11 protein-coding genes and 1 riboswitch are annotated in these 12,493 nt (G+C 42.4%); of the genes, 5 read left to right on the forward strand and 6 right to left on the reverse strand.

What is annotated here, in order from left to right:
- Positions 1 to 4: 4 nt before the first annotated feature.
- A complete protein-coding gene (ribD, locus tag FOF60_RS19970; RefSeq protein WP_192472170.1) occupies positions 5 to 1,087 on the reverse strand; it encodes a bifunctional diaminohydroxyphosphoribosylaminopyrimidine deaminase/5-amino-6-(5-phosphoribosylamino)uracil reductase RibD in 1,083 nt (360 codons plus the stop codon).
- A 132-nt stretch (positions 1,088 to 1,219) separates the two neighbouring features.
- Positions 1,220 to 1,364, reverse strand: a riboswitch (FMN riboswitch).
- Between the two features lie 55 nt (positions 1,365 to 1,419).
- Positions 1,420 to 1,761 (reverse strand): metal-sensitive transcriptional regulator, encoded by a 342-nt coding sequence (locus FOF60_RS19975; protein ID WP_225650214.1) that lies wholly within the window; start codon positions 1,759 to 1,761, stop codon positions 1,420 to 1,422.
- Between the two features lie 166 nt (positions 1,762 to 1,927).
- On the opposite strand from FOF60_RS19975, the gene FOF60_RS19980 reads away from it, so the two are divergent.
- The 3 genes from FOF60_RS19980 to FOF60_RS19990 are packed head-to-tail and all read left to right on the forward strand — an operon-like array spanning position 1,928 to position 5,628.
- The gene (locus tag FOF60_RS19980; protein ID WP_192472169.1) at positions 1,928 to 3,415 is read left to right on the forward strand and encodes a spore germination protein; all 1,488 of its coding nucleotides are present in this window, start codon (positions 1,928 to 1,930) and stop codon (positions 3,413 to 3,415) included.
- The gene (locus FOF60_RS19985; RefSeq protein ID WP_192472168.1) at positions 3,402 to 4,514 is read left to right on the forward strand and encodes a GerAB/ArcD/ProY family transporter; all 1,113 of its coding nucleotides are present in this window, start codon (positions 3,402 to 3,404) and stop codon (positions 4,512 to 4,514) included. Before FOF60_RS19980 ends, FOF60_RS19985 begins: the two co-directional genes overlap by 14 nt.
- Positions 4,498 to 5,628, forward strand: coding sequence for a Ger(x)C family spore germination protein (locus FOF60_RS19990; RefSeq protein ID WP_192472167.1), 1,131 nt, complete (start codon positions 4,498 to 4,500; stop codon positions 5,626 to 5,628). Before FOF60_RS19985 ends, FOF60_RS19990 begins: the two co-directional genes overlap by 17 nt.
- A gap of 177 nt (positions 5,629 to 5,805) precedes the next feature.
- Here FOF60_RS19990 and FOF60_RS19995 read toward each other — a convergent pair whose 3' ends face one another.
- Positions 5,806 to 6,006: a hypothetical protein gene (locus tag FOF60_RS19995; protein ID WP_192472166.1), complete on the reverse strand. Its 201-nt coding sequence runs from the start codon at positions 6,004 to 6,006 to the stop codon at positions 5,806 to 5,808.
- 114 nt (positions 6,007 to 6,120) lie between these two features.
- Here FOF60_RS19995 and dacB point away from each other — a divergent pair, with 114 nt between their 5' ends.
- Complete coding sequence (gene dacB / locus FOF60_RS20000) at positions 6,121 to 7,602, forward strand: D-alanyl-D-alanine carboxypeptidase/D-alanyl-D-alanine endopeptidase (protein WP_225650213.1); 1,482 nt, start codon at positions 6,121 to 6,123, stop codon at positions 7,600 to 7,602.
- A 488-nt stretch (positions 7,603 to 8,090) separates the two neighbouring features.
- Here dacB and FOF60_RS20005 read toward each other — a convergent pair whose 3' ends face one another.
- Together FOF60_RS20005 and FOF60_RS20010 are read right to left on the reverse strand one after the other, a co-directional pair.
- On the reverse strand, positions 8,091 to 9,029 hold the full coding sequence (locus tag FOF60_RS20005) for an NERD domain-containing protein (RefSeq protein WP_192472164.1): 939 nt from the start codon (positions 9,027 to 9,029) through the stop codon (positions 8,091 to 8,093).
- Between the two features lie 169 nt (positions 9,030 to 9,198).
- Entirely contained in the window at positions 9,199 to 9,801 is a 603-nt protein-coding gene (locus FOF60_RS20010) for a cell wall hydrolase (RefSeq protein ID WP_192472163.1), read from the reverse strand.
- A 380-nt stretch (positions 9,802 to 10,181) separates the two neighbouring features.
- Here FOF60_RS20010 and katA point away from each other — a divergent pair, with 380 nt between their 5' ends.
- Positions 10,182 to 11,639: a catalase KatA gene (gene katA, locus FOF60_RS20015; RefSeq protein ID WP_192472162.1), complete on the forward strand. Its 1,458-nt coding sequence runs from the start codon at positions 10,182 to 10,184 to the stop codon at positions 11,637 to 11,639.
- 119 nt (positions 11,640 to 11,758) lie between these two features.
- On the opposite strand, the gene FOF60_RS20020 is transcribed toward katA, so the two are convergent.
- The gene (locus tag FOF60_RS20020) at positions 11,759 to 12,394 is read right to left on the reverse strand and encodes an FMN-dependent NADH-azoreductase (protein WP_192472161.1); all 636 of its coding nucleotides are present in this window, start codon (positions 12,392 to 12,394) and stop codon (positions 11,759 to 11,761) included.
- Between the last annotated feature and the right edge of the window lie 99 nt (positions 12,395 to 12,493).

Below are 12,493 nucleotides of genomic sequence, written 5' to 3' on the forward strand. Positions count from 1 at the left end.
CCTTTTAAACCGGCTCAGCGATGATCCTGATATCCTGGCCAATTTGCTTAACATCTTTAATATCCAATGAAATAGTATCCTCGAGCCTGGCAATGCCTGCGCCTCCGTATGCAGCAGGTGCATTTTTCCCGCCGAGCAGCTTTGGAGCGATATACGCTATGACTTGCTGAAAGGCCTTCTCTTTTAAAAAGCTGCCATGTACCTCGGCTCCGCCTTCTACGTAAACAGATGTGATAGCCCGATCTCCAAGTTTTTTCAGCATGTCATGAATCTCGACTTGCTCAGTTTCCAGCTTGATAACCTTAATGCCTCTCTCAGTAAACTGCTTTATCCTTTCAGGCTCTGCCCGTGCTCCGGTCATAATCATGGTTTCAGCAGCCTCGTCATTCACGATCCTTGAATCCAGCGGAGTGCGAAGAGTATTGTCCAGCACGACCCTCACCGGATTCTTCCCTCCAGCCTTAAGTCTTGTGGTCAGGCTCGGATTGTCTTTTATCACGGTGTTGACCCCAACTAAAATAGCATCATGTGAATGACGGAACCGATGGACATCCTTTCTTGCCTCTTCTCCGGTGATCCATTTACTCTCCCCGGTAACTGTTGCGATTTTACCGTCCAGGCTGGTGGCTGACTTCAACGTAACATACGGCAAGCCAGTGCTTATGTAATGAAAAAACACTTTATTCAGTGCTTTTGCTTCTTCCTCCATCAACCCAACCTGCACATCTAAGCCCGCCTCAAGCATCTTCTTCACCCCTGCCCCGCCGACAAGCGGATTCGGATCGACTGAAGCGACAAATACTTTCTTGATGCCTGACTCTATCACCAGATTCGAGCATGGAGGCGTCTTTCCGAAATGGCTGCATGGCTCGAGGGTCACGTATAGTGTGGCATCCTTTGCCTTATCCCCAGCCATTGTGATCGCATGCACCTCAGCATGGGGTTCACCAGCCTTCAAATGGGCGCCCATACCAATCATTTGGCCGTTTTTCACAAGAACAGCGCCAACCTGGGGGTTCGGTGATGTTTGGCCTTCAGTCGCACTGGCGAGATTGATGGCTAATGCCATATAGTCCTGGTCGTTCACCTGGAATCCTCCTTCCTTTTTTAAAAAAAATAAAAAGACCCCGAAACAAATTGCTTCGGGGTCCTAAAAAAGGCAATGGCAAATTAGAGGGTCAAAAAAGGGCATACTTATCCCGTTCTTCTAATCCTCGTTTTTTTCCTTCTCCCATCCAGACTTTAACTGTCGGCCCTGGAGTTTCACCAGATCCACCGTTTAACAAATGTTAACCGGGTCACGGACTAAGAAGCATCGCTTCATCACCGCCGGTTGGGAATTTCACCCGACCCCGAAGGAATGTATTTAGTTAGAGTCATTATACAGAACATTAGATTAAATGAAAAACAATACTACTTTTATTTTTTCATCAGCTTCTCAATCGTGGTCAACAGTTCATCAACGACTTCATCGTCGCCTTCTTGAATTCGTTCGACGATGCATGATTTCATATGGCCTTCGAGCAGAAGTTTGGCCACACTGTTCAGTGCCGCCTGTGTTGCGGAAATCTGAGTGATCACATCATCACAATACGTATCTCTCTCAATCAGGCCTTTAATACCGCGAATTTGCCCTTCTATCCGATTCAATCTCGTCACGAGATTCTTTTTTGTTTTTTCAGAGTGATGGCTCTTTCTTTCTGATGAGCAACAGCTGTCGCCACAATCAGATGGGTTCACTTTGGGCTCCAATATGTCCATCAAAAAACCCCCTTTATCTTTTAAGCTTATTTTATCATACCCTCACATAGTAAATAATCGCAAATTCGCTATCACCTCTTACATATTAAACGTCTTTATAGGAATAACTATTTTTAACGAACTCAATATGCAAGTTTAATATTGCTCATAAAAGAGTGGTGTGATAATGAAAAAATTCCGTTTGCCAGCATTTAATAATGCGAATAGGAAAGTTCATTGCAGCGGTTATCAAATAATTAAAGCAGCCTTCCAGCATACAGGTGATTTTAAAGAGTTGGAGTTCAAAAGGGATAATACCACCTTACTATTTTGTTTCCTTGAAACACTCATTTCAGAAGAAAAATTCAAGGAGTATTTATTAATTCCCTTATTGTTGGAAGATTTCAAAAGGACTCCGGAGGAACTGGAATCCTTGAATGGAAAAAAGGTGGATAATCCAGAGGAGCTGATCAGCGGCATTTTAAATGGCGGCAATGTGCTATTTTTATGTGAACGTGATGAAGCGTGGCTATTCTCATTTCCCAAGGATCTCCAACGGTCCATTCAAGAACCGGTTAATGAAGGGGTGGTCCGTGGCCCGCATGATGGCTTCGTCGAAAACCTCGACACAAATATCAGTCAGCTGCGGTTTAGGATTAAGAGCCCGGACTTCAAGGTTAAGTATCACGAATTAGGTAATAAGACAAAGACCAAAACAGCTGTCATTTACATGAAAGGCATTGCCGATGAGAAATTAGTTGAAGAAGTTGAAAGAAGGCTCTCCTTCATTTCTACTGATATGATATTAAGCCCTGGCTATATAGAGGAGTTCATTGAAGATGACCCATTCTCCTTGTTTCCGCAGCTCATCAATACTGAGCGGCCAGACAGAGCTATGGCGAATTTAATGGAAGGCAGAATCATCATCATTGGCGAAGGCAGTCCGACAGCCTTAATCTTGCCAGTCACCTTTTTTGCCTTTTATCAATCCTCGGATGATTATAACAGCAGGTGGATACCCTCTACTTTTATCCGAATGCTTAGGTATGTCAGTTTTCTTATCGCAATTACACTGCCAGCTTTTTATATTGCGATTATCGCCTATCACCTTGAAGTAATTCCACACGAATTGATTCTCCCACTGAAGGGATCTGTTGAGGGAATTCCATACCCTCCACTTCTGGAGGCTTTCTTCATGGAGATTACGATTGAATTAATCAGAGAAGCAGGGGTCAGGCTTCCTAAGCCAATTGGACAAACCATTGGCATTGTGGGTGGTCTGGTCATCGGCGATGCTGTCGTAAGTGCGGGACTAATTTCTAATATCATGATTGTCATCGTGGCCCTCACTGCTATATCAGCGTTTGTCGTCCCATCCAATGAAATGAGTACATCAGTCCGGCTGATCCGGTTTCCTTTGATGGTTTTGGCTTCTATATTAGGTTTTGTGGGGCTGACTTTTGGTTTAATCTTTGTCTTTATTAAATTGTGCAAGCTTGAATCTTTTGGAGTTCCATACTTTTCGCCATTGGCTCCTTTGCAAGTCAGAGACCTTAAAGATACATTTTTGAGATTGCCACTTTGGAAGATGGATGAGCGTCCGCGTAATTCCCTTGCTGTAAACGTCAAGAGACAGCGGGACTCAAGAGGGTGGAAGACAAATGAACCGAGATAAAGATACGATCACCTATCAGCAGTTTTTCTTTTTAATCATCCAGACACAACTGGGTGTAGGTGTCCTTTCGCTTCCATATATCATGCACAACTCTGTGCATTCAGATGGATGGATATCGGTTCTTTTGGCCGGCCTTTTGCTTCAGGGAGTCTTATTCGGCTATATCATGCTTTTTAAAAGATTCAAGTCAAGGAATATCCTTGATATCGCAGGTTTGCTGTTTGGCAAGAAAATCGGGAAGCTTATCACCCTTTTTTATATACTTTATTTTATCAGTGTAGGGAGTCTGATTCTCGTACTCTATGCCAGGGTTGTCGACCGGTGGATCCTTCCCAATACACCAAACTGGGTAATTTGTGCCTTGCTTGTGGTGGCCGGAATTTATTTAAGTGTAGACGGACTGAAAATACTGGCACGGTTTTATACACTTGTCACTCCACTTGTCATATTGCTTGTGCTGCTTGTTTCCTATACGTTGAAGGATGCGAATATTTATTATATTTTCCCTATCGGGCAGGCTGGCGTCAAGAATATCGTAATTGGCAGTAAAGATGCAATTCTGTCTATGCTCGGATTTGAGATCATTCTCCTGACTTTTCCTATGGTATCAGGAACGAACCGCCAAAAATTCAAGGCGGTTTCCTATGCTAACTTGTTCATTACACTACTCTATACCTATTTGGTTGTCGTCAGTTTCATTTACTTTAGCCCTGAAGAAATCAAAATACTGCCAGAACCTTTGCTTTATATCTTAAAATCATATACCTTCAAAATCATTGAGCGAACGGATTTACTGTTTTTGTCACTCTGGATTTTCCTTGTATTCACTTCTTTCGGAAGTTATCTGTTCTTAGCCGCCGAAACAGGCACCAAGCTCTTTAATAATAAAAAACATCGAAGACTCGTGTACTATTTTGCGTTTATCATTTTTGGCATTTCTTTTTTACCTGAGTTTGATATACAGTTTATTGATTACATGAGCAGCTATATTCCGAAAACCAGTTTTATCTTCATCCTGTTTCCCGCCTTTATGCTCATCGTTTCATTCCTGTTCAAAAAATCCGAACAAGGATGTGAAGCCAATGATCCGAATTCTTAAAATAAGCATTCCTGCTATTGTCACCATGTTACTGCTAAGTGCCTGCTGGGATCAGCATTTATTGAAAGATGTAAAATTATTCATGGCAGCCAGCTTCGACTTGACACCTGACGGAAAAATACTTGATGAACTTACATCCCCAATCATTAACAAGAATGAAGGAGGCGGAACGGTTAAGGGAAATACCGTTACATCAGGAATCGGGAATACGCCAAGAGAAGCACGATGGGACATTGACAGGAAAACAGATAAAATTTTTGAAGCATCAAAACTAAGGGTATTAATTATTGGAAATGAACTCGCAAAGAAGGATTTATATTCTGTACTAGATTTATTCTATCGCGATCCCAAAAGTTCCTTGAGCGCCAAAGTAGTCATTGCTGAGGGGATGGCAAAGGACTTGCTGAGATTAAAAATAGAGGAAGAGAAAATCAGTTCTTACCTATTTGATTTATTAGAGAGCCAAGAAATTGCTTCTCTGATACCCGAAGAAAATATTCAATCAATTTGCGCTGAGATGTTTGATCCTGGAGAGGACTTTGTTTTACCCTACCTTCGAGCTGATGATGATGGCAAAATGGCCAGTGCCGAGGGGATCGCCTTATTCAATGAAAAAAAATTCACTGGTAAGATTCTTACTGGGGACGAGGCGGTGATTTTCCTATTGCTGGATGGCAATGCGGGTAAGTCACCTAAATTCACAAAAAAAATAGCAGAAAGTGACAACGAAAAATTCACACCTCAAAATTTTGTCTCTTTTAATGTTAAACAAGCGAGGGAGGCAATGGACGTGAAGGTAAATAACAAAAGAGTAGAAGTTACTTTGAATTTAAGACTAAAAATCGAAATCACTGACTATCCCAGGAACCAGCTCTACAAAAAACAGGTAATTGAAAAACTGAATAAGAAACTGTCTGAGATGCTGACCAATGATGCTGTAGCAGCAATTAAAGTTCTTCAGGAAGCAAACAGCGACAGCTTCGGAATTGGAAGAAGGCTAATCGCACATTACCCGGATTATTGGAAGCAGGTCGATTGGAAAAAGGAATATGCCAACGTTTCTATCACCCCTCATGTCGATTTGGAAATCATCGGCCATGGCATTATCGAGTAGGTGTCTTTACTTCAATATATTAATTTACGCCAATAAGTTGTTTGGGTGAAAATCCACACATAATCTATTACAAAAGAAGAAGATTCTATAGAGCGCAAATTTCGTATAAAATAAAAACACTCCACATGAGACGTCATTTGTATTGGCGGATCACGTAGAGTGTTTTTTATATAATTGCTATATTTCTCGTTTCTCTCTGGCTGGCTGTCCAAAGGCAAAAATCTCCCATGACACTCCAGCAGCAAAAAGGCATCCAATCAATATGGCCAATGTTCCGTATAGAGGGTCTGTCACCTTTGAAAAAATTAGTTGGGCATAGAAGTAAAATCCTGATCCGATGGCTAGAATGAGTAAGGTATTCCAAAAATATCGGTACATTTTTTTCCCTCCTGAACCTTATATTAATTAAAACATTATCATAGACTCTACTAGTTGGTTATTGGGAAATTTCCTGTCGAATACAGTTGAGATGTGAAAGGGATGAACCAAAAATTGAAACAAAAAACTACATTAATCACCATATTCTCATTAGTCATCATCTTAGCCATCATTTTGTTTTTTCATACAGAGGAACCTCCAGCTAAGGCAGTCCAGCCTAGAGGAGAGCTGTCAGCAGAAATCAACAAACTTTTAACAAGTGAGCCAATCCTTGATGGAGCTTTGGCTGGTGTCAGCATCAGGTCTGCGGAAGATGGAAAGCTGTTATACGAGCATATCGGGAATACTCGGCTGCAGCCGGCCTCTGTGCTGAAATTGTTCACGGGTGCAGCGGCGCTTTCCGTTTTAGGAGAAGATTACCGCTTTACAACTGAAGTTTTGGCAGATGGAAAAATGAACGGCGGAACGATTGAGGGCGACTTATTTTTAAGCGGAATGGGCGATCCAACCTTGCTCCCGGCAGACTTTGATGAGATGGCAAAGCGACTTAAGAGTAAAGGAATCAATAAGGTGGCCGGCGATTTAGTGGCTGATGACAGCTGGTATGATGATGTCCGATATTCTGAAGATTTGACCTGGAATGACGAGCATCAATATTACGGATCCCAGGTTTCCGCCTTAACCGCTTCGCCGGACGAGGATTATGATGCCGGCACTGTCATTGTCAATATTTTACCAGGCAAAAAAGGAAAAGCAGCAAATATTTCACTTGAACCTGAGACCGATTATGTAAAAATCATTAATGAAACAAAAACAGTAGATTCCGAGGGAGAACATGATGTAAAAATTGAACGTGAGCATGGATCGAATAGCATTATTATAAGCGGAACAATTCCGGCAGGTGCTCAAAAAGCAAGGGAATGGGTTGCCGTCTGGGAGCCCGCCCTTTATGCCGGAAGTCTTTTTAAAAAGTCACTAGAAGATCACGGAATAAAAGTAGTTGGGAAAATTAAAACGGGGCATGCAGCCGACACAATGGCCAAATTAATTTCTCATAGTTCGATGCCTCTTTCTGAACTGATGATTCCCTTCATGAAGCTGAGCAATAACGGACACGCCGAAGTGCTTGTTAAGGAAATGGGCAGGGTCGTTCGTGGTGGAGGCAGCTGGGAAAAAGGACTTGAGGCTATGACTTCTGAACTTTCCAGGCTCGGAATTGACTCCAAAACGCTTGTATTGCGTGACGGATCCGGAATCTCCCACGCTAATCTCATTCCAGCAAACGAGATTACAAAACTTCTTTTTATGGCACAGAAGGAGGCATGGTTTCCTGTATTCCAGCGTTCGCTTCCAGTTCCCGGAGTTAAGGACAGGATGATTGGCGGGACGATGCGCAATCGGCTGAAGGAAGCTAACCTGAAGGATCGGGTGGCCGCTAAAACAGGCACACTGACAGGCGTAAGCACCCTCGCAGGATACGTTGAAACAAGCAGCGGGAATACGCTTATTTTTTCGATAATGCTGAATAACCTGCTGGATGATCGAGAAGGAAGGAAAGTTGAGGATCAAATCGTGAAGATCCTTGCGAGATACTGAAGTAAGCCTGAAATGTGCCAATATGTAAGTGAAATGCGATTCATAAGGGTACATTTAAACTCGAAACATGGCTTTATGCCGGTGAATTGCCTTGCATAAGGGTACATTTAAACTCGAAACGTGCCCTTATGAGGGTGAAATGCCTTTCATAAGGGTACATTTAAACTCGAAACGTGCCCTTATGAGGGTGAAATGCCTTGCATAAGGGTACATTTAAACTCGAAACATGCCCTTATGCCGGTGAAATGCCTTTCATAAGGGTACATTTAACATCGAAACATACCCTTATGCCGGTGAAATGCCTTACATAGGGGTACATTTAACATCGAAACATGCCCTTATGCCGGTGAAATGCCCTGCATAAGGGTACATTTAACATCGAAACGTGCCCTTATGCCGGTGAAATGTCTTGCATAAGGGTACATTTAACCTCTATAGAGCACTTCAAAAGCTAGAATTTTCTTCATAAAGGAACATTCTCATGTACTTTACTCTATTAACAGAAAGCCTTCATCCTTCTCTTTAATAGTATAGTGAGCACCACGGCCACAGCCGCTTAATGTATAGTTTTCGAAAACCATGTTTCTGATGGCTTTTTTTGTTTTGATTGATTTACACCATTCTTGAATCCTGCTGACTGTTAATTCTTCTTCCGGTAAAAGTAATTGTAGCTCCCTTACACTTCTCAATACGGCTGATTGAATGTTCTCCTTCTTCCCACAACTATTGCAGATCAATGTTTTTCTCGTGACAATGGTATTCAAGGTATGACAATGGGAACATGTTATTCCCTTTTTCAGCATGCCAAAACTATATCCAGGAAGCCTCTCATATGGGGAATCATGGGAGTGCAGGGAAAGCAGCCGTTCTGCCAGATTTGAATGGATATTACGTATTGGAGTAATTTGTTTTTGCAGGTTATTAAGAAGTCTTGGAATTTGGTTAGGAAAGATAATTGGTAAATTGCGCGGCGCTTGATAGAGGTAAAAGTTTGGGTTTACGAAGACTAGAGTTGATTCGATATTCATGTTGAATCCAAGGTCTCGTACCATCCTTCGCAGGAGTGACTCTGCTCTTTCCATTTGTTGTAGAGGATTCTTGATTTCTACTCCGTTGCTAGTATACCACCGATCACCTTCGATAAAATAATCGCCTTCGAAATACTTCACTTCGAACAAATGGATCATCTTCGAAATGAATAGTGAATCGATTTGAAATTTTGTATTTCCATATTCAAGGAGCAGATCATTCATAACCAGGAAACCTTTTTCAACCTCCTCCATCCACCGGTCAAAAATCACTTCTCCTTCATAACCTTTTTCCAGGTATAGATAGTTACTGTACTCTTTCGGAGATAAGTTCATTCGAGCATTCAGCATTCTCAGAATCTGTAGCTCCAAGGATTCAACACGAGATTTAACTATCAAAAAACATTCCTCCATTCAATATGTATTGCAATTAAATAGTATGTTTTTTTTGAGAACTTAACAAGCTTTTTATTTGCCCCTATGGGTATGCGGGAAAATAAAGCACCCTCAATTGAGAAAAAGCCGCACAGATTGAGAATCTGCACGGCTTTTTCCAGTTGAATAAGTTTTACTTCGCGAATCTATGGTTTCCGATTGTTATGGTCACTTCTCTTGAGAATACCCACTTGCTTACTGCTGTTTTTGGGTTAAAGAAGAATAGTGAGCCACTGCCTTGCCCTCTGAAAGCAAGCGCTTCTTTTACAGCTTTCTTTGCTTCCGCATCAGCTGGTTTATTGATTGCACCATTTTTTACAGGAGTGAAGGCATAGTACCCGTTTGCCTTTTCATAGACGACTCCTTTTACTGTGTTAGGGAAATCCGGGCTTGCTACTCTATTCAAGACAACAGTTGCTACTGCTACTTTCCCTGCATATGGCTCGCCTTTTGCTTCAGCATGAACCAGCCTTGCAAGCAAGTCCTGATCTGCTGCAGACACTGACACAGCCGGGATTGTCAACTTTTGTCCTGGATATAGTAGAGTGCTAGTTCTATTGTTCACTTTCTTCAATTCTGTCACTGGAACACCATACTTGCTGGCGATTCCCCACATCGTATCTCCTGTTTTCACTTGATAAGTTGCCGCTTCAGCCGCTGCGCCCATTGAAAATAAAGATAAAGATACAACTGCTGTTAGCGCTGCCAATGTTTTTTCATGTTTCTCATTTTCCATACCTCCCAGTATTGCTGCTCTCTATTTCTACTTTTAAGGCTAGCAGTTGTAACATAGTTATTCATTGTCCAATAAGTGCCAATAAGGATATACCTCTTCTATCCATTGAAACCGCTTGATTATTTTTAAACCTAGTAATTTTTCCCACCCCTGTCCACTTTCCTACTATAACCAGTCTTGTAAGTTAACGGCTCAAATTTTACATAGTGTTACAGGTTTGTAACTTGAAACTATCAACTAAATTCAGCAAGCGTGTTGAGAGTTTCATAACTTATAGTGATTACTTAATTAAAATAATTATAATTAAGTATTGATTTTTAATTGAAAAGTGTTATCATTTAGTCATAAACCAAATTCATTAAAAAAGGCGGGTTGAATAAATGAGCAATCAAAAGAATCATCTAACTACAAGCTGGGGAGCGCCGGTTGGGGACAACCAGAACTCCATGACTGCGGGACATAGAGGACCTACTTTAATTCAGGACGTCCATTTACTTGAAAAATTGGCGCACTTTAACCGTGAGCGTGTGCCAGAGCGTGTTGTTCACGCAAAGGGCGCTGGAGCACATGGATATTTTGAAGTGACACATGATGTGACCAAGTATACAAAGGCAGCTTTCCTTTCAGAGGTTGGCAAGAAGACACCTCTTTTCATTCGCTTCTCTACTGTTGCAGGAGAACTGGGATCAGCCGACACTGTCCGTGACCCACGCGGTTTCGCGGTGAAGTTTTATACAGAGGAAGGAAACTACGATATCGTCGGGAACAATACTCCGGTATTTTTCATCCGTGACGCGATCAAGTTCCCTGATTTTATCCATACACAAAAGAGAAACCCACAAACACACTTGAAGGATCCAAATGCTGTTTGGGATTTCTGGTCACTTTCTCCTGAATCGCTGCATCAGGTAACCATCCTGATGTCCGACCGCGGCATTCCGGCTACCCTCCGCCATATGCATGGCTTTGGCAGCCACACGTTCAAATGGACAAACGCTGAAGGTGACGGTGTCTGGATCAAGTACCACTTCAAGACAGAGCAAGGCGTGAAAAACCTTGCAGCTGCTACAGCTGCTAAAATTGCAGGAGAAAATCCTGACTACCATACAGAAGATTTGTTCAACGCGATTGAAGCTGGGGACTTCCCTGCATGGAAGCTTTATGTGCAAATCATGCCTCTAGAGGATGCCAACACCTATCGTTTCGATCCATTTGATGTCACTAAGGTTTGGTCACAAAAAGACTATCCATTAATTGAAGTCGGCCGCATGGTATTGGACCGCAATCCTGAAAATTACTTCGCGGAAGTTGAGCAGGCTACATTCTCTCCTGGAAATCTCGTCCCTGGTGTCGATGTTTCTCCAGATAAAATGCTTCAGGGCCGCCTGTTTGCATACTCTGACGCACACCGCTACCGTGTTGGGGCAAACTATAATCACCTGCCGATCAACAGGCCGAAATCAGAAATGAACTCTTACCAGCGGGACGGCCAGATGCGTTTCGACGGAAATGGCGGCAAAACAGTAAACTATGAGCCTAATAGTTTCGGAGGACCAACTGAGGTAAATGAACACAAGCAGGCAAGCTTCCCTGTCAGCGGTGTCGCTGAAAATGTTGGATATGACCATGACGACCATTACACCCAGGCTGGTGACCTGTACCGCCTGATGAGTGAGGAAGAACGCGAGCGCCTTGTCGCTAACATTGTCGCTGCAATGAAGCCAGTTCAGCGCGACGATATTAAACTACGCCAGATTGGCCACTTCTACAAGGCAGATCCTGAATACGGAACACGCATTGCTCAAGGATTGGGACTGCACGTGCCGCAGGAAGTTTAATAGTACGAGAAAACGGATGTCCTTAGTGGGCATCCGTTTTGTTTATATAACCTTAAAGAAAAAAGAAGCTGCCTATTGCTCTATTGAGCCTAGGCAGCTTCTTTCGTTTCTTTCTATTTTTAGAAAGTGTGCGCCAAATCCTTAGCACGCGCAATTCCGTTTTCTTTGATTTCCTGTGCTTTTTCAGGGTTTGCATTGTGGCCTTCTAGGTATAGGCATTCCATTGAAGGTACACCGAAGAAATTCATCATTGTTTCGATATAGCGATTTCCCATCTCCATGTTTGCTGCCGGTCCTTCTGAGTAGTAACCGCCGCGGGCCTGGATATGAAGGGCTTTTTTGTCTGTCATCAAACCGACAGGTCCTTCCTGTGTATATCTGAATGTTTTGCCTGCTACCGCAACTGCATCCAGATATGCCTTCATGACTGGTGGGAACGAGAAGTTCCAAAGCGGTGTCACGAAAACAAATTTGTCTGCTGCTGTGAACTGGTCAACCAGTTCTGCAAGACGTCCTACTTTTGCTTGTTCGTCTGCTGTCAGCTCAGTGAACTCAGTGCCTTTTTGCAGTTTGCCCCAGCCGCCTAATACGTCGGCATCGATGTGGGGAATGTTTTCCTTAAACAAGTCCAGATGAATGATTTCATCATTCTGGTTCTGATCTTTGTACGTATCCAAGAATGCTTTTCCTGCTGCCAAACTGAAGGATTGTTCTTCTGTCAGCGGGTGTGCTGTGATATATAAAACTTTAGCCATGATGTAATTCCACCTATTCTTTGTTGGTTTTAAAACTATTTTGTAAAAAAAATCTCGAATTTAAAATAGCTTACTTCGAGATATTAATCCGTTTTTCAT

The sequence above is a fragment of the Mesobacillus jeotgali genome, from assembly GCF_014856545.2.
GTDB lineage: Bacteria > Bacillota > Bacilli > Bacillales > Cytobacillaceae > Mesobacillus.